The sequence below is a fragment of the Candidatus Pelagibacter communis genome, from assembly GCF_001180025.1.
Classification (GTDB): Bacteria; Pseudomonadota; Alphaproteobacteria; order Pelagibacterales; family Pelagibacteraceae; genus Pelagibacter; species Pelagibacter ubique_A.
The window spans coordinates 1-2474 of the sequence record NZ_CVSK01000058.1; the positions used below are offsets into that span (position 1 = coordinate 1).

Here is a 2474-nt window from a genome sequence, read left to right on the forward strand (position 1 = left end):
CAGGCTCAACATGTTTATCTTTAGAAGATATCAATTTTCCATTTAATTTAATTGAGCCTTTCTCAATATTCTCCAAACCAGCTATTGTTCTAAGGATTGTTGTTTTTCCAATTCCTGAGGGACCTAAAATACACAAAGTTTCTCCTTCATTTTCAATTGCAAATGAAGCGTTTTTAACTTTGGTTTTTCCACCAATTATAAAATCAACACCTTTAATCTCTAAAAAATTATTTTTCATTTTTCTCTTAGAATATATTTAGATGTAAACATAATAAATACAGTTGCAATTAAAATTAAAAATAATGATGGAACTGCTGCAGCTTCTAACAGATCCTCAGATGCAGATATATAAGCTGTTGTAGCAAAAGTTTCAAAATTAAATGGTCTTAAAATAAGGGTTATTGGTAACTCTCTTATTATTTCTAAAGAAATCAATATAGCTACAAATAAAAGAGAATTTCTTAAGAAAGGAACGTGAATATTCATGAAGGTTTTCTTTTTGGAATAACCAAGCAGATATGAACTTTCATCAACTGAAATATTTATTTTTTCATAGCCGGACTTAATTCCATTAAATGCTAATGAATAAAATCTTACAAAATAAACTAAAACAAGACCAAGAACAGAACCAATAAAGATTTTTTTAATAGACAAAAATCCTAGAGTTTTAATAATGTTTTCATCAAACCAAGCAATAAAAGTAATAAATGCTACAGCTAAAATAACACCTGGAATAGCATAACCTGATATGGATATAGTTGATAAAAAATTTAAAACCTTATTTCTAGATACTCTATTTCCATAATTTGAAATTAAAGAAAACAAAATCAAGACTATGCTAGATAAAATCACTAAATAAATTGTATTTAAAGTAAGTGAAATTACATCGATATCAAAAAGATTTTCTGGAAATTTAATTGTCCAATATAACATTTGGCTTAAAGGAAATAAAAAACTTAAAAAGAAAATAATAAAACAAAACAAAAATGCAAAAAAAGATTTTTTTCCAGACAACATAATTTTTTCTTTTTGTTTAAATCCACCTCTTGAATTAAAATGGTATTTAGCTTTTTTTCTAGAAAAATTCTCAATTATAAAACATGCAAATATAAATATTAGTAAGAAAAAGGACAATCTATTTGAAAAAGCCAAGTCATCAAATGTAATCCATGAATTATAAATTCCAGTAGTTAAGGTGTTTATTGAAAAAAAATCAACTGCACCAAATTCTGCTAATGTTTCCATTGCAACAAGAGATAATCCAGCGACTATAGCTGGCCTAGCAGCTGGTAATATCAAAGAATATAAAGATTTGAATTTTGAAAAACCTAAACTTCTTCCTAAATCAATTAAGTTTTGAGATTGATATAAAAATGAAGCTCTAGAAAGAATATACACATAAGCGTATAATGAAAATGAAAGGGAAAGTACTGCTCCAAGAAGACCATCGAACTTTGGGATATGTCTGTTGTATTCCCCTTCTCCAAATAAATTTGTTAATATTGTAAAAGCTGTACCATAATTTTCAAAAAAGGCTGTCAAAGAATATGCATAAATGTAAGGTGGAACAGCGAAAGAAAGTATAAGACCCCATTTAAAAAAATCACTAAAAGGAAATTTATAAAATGAAACCAAGTATGCAGATGTAGTGCCTATTATAAATGTTAAGATTAAGACACAGAATAGTAGTGTGAAAGAATTAAAAATATATTCAAATAAAAAAGTATCTTTTAATACTTGATAATAATTTGAGGTCTCTTCAAAAAAACTAAAAAAAACTGTAACTATTGGAATTAATACGCCTATAGACACCAATAAAGAGGATAGAAACCAGATATTTAAATTCTTTAACATTAAGGGTCTTATAATATAAAAAAATTTTTTTAATATGATTTTACTTTGATGCAGAAAGGTATTTTAGTGTATTTTCTGGTGTTGTTTCTATATACGGGTCATCATCTGAGCCTGAATTATTAATTCCGGGCTCTTGCCACCATTTTTCAACAATACCATCATTAATAACTGCCATATATCTCCAACTTCTTTGGCCAAATCCATCATGATCTTTGGAAATTAACATTCCCATATATTTTGTAAAAAGCCCTGATCCATCTGGTATTATTTTAACATTAGAAATACCCATTTTTTTTGCCCAAGCATTCATGACGTATGAGTCATTTACTGAACAACAATAAATTTCGTCAATGCCAAGTTTTTTTAATTCATCAGCATTTTTTTCAAATCCAGGTAATTGTTGAGAGGAACATGTTGGGGTAAATGCACCAGGTAAACTAAATAAAATTACTCTTTTATTTTTAAAAAAATCATCAGTAGTTTTATTTGTCCACTTCCCACCAATTGCACATGCAATTTCATTATCCGAAGTATCACCTTCTCTAATTCTAAAAGTTACTTGGGGTATTTTAAATCCTTCAATCATATTTTTTTAATGCCCACGACCATTTTTAGGAAAG

At 27.7% G+C, this 2474-nt stretch carries 3 protein-coding genes; all 3 read right to left on the bottom strand.

Translation table 11 applies throughout. The features are described 5' to 3' along the window. Positions 1-238, bottom strand: a 238-nt coding sequence (locus tag AMN83_RS02890) for an ATP-binding cassette domain-containing protein (protein ID WP_143323637.1), incomplete at its 3' end; no start/stop codon positions are given. After that, positions 235-1854, bottom strand: coding sequence for an ABC transporter permease (locus AMN83_RS02895; RefSeq protein WP_075504191.1), 1620 nt, complete (start codon positions 1852-1854; stop codon positions 235-237). The genes AMN83_RS02890 and AMN83_RS02895, both read right to left, overlap by 4 nt. Positions 1855-1894: 40 nt before the next feature. Then, entirely contained in the window at positions 1895-2440 is a 546-nt protein-coding gene (locus tag AMN83_RS02900; RefSeq protein ID WP_075504192.1) for a peroxiredoxin, read from the bottom strand. Between the last annotated feature and the right edge of the window lie 34 nt (positions 2441-2474).

Bases quoted from the DNA above. Each gene is read 5' to 3' on its own strand.
- AMN83_RS02895 (WP_075504191.1), bottom strand. From the start codon at position 1,854: ATGTTAAAGAATTTAAATATCTGGTTTCTATCCTCTTTATTGGTGTCT.
- AMN83_RS02900 (WP_075504192.1), bottom strand. From the start codon at position 2,440: ATGATTGAAGGATTTAAAATACCCCAAGTAACTTTTAGAATTAGAGAA.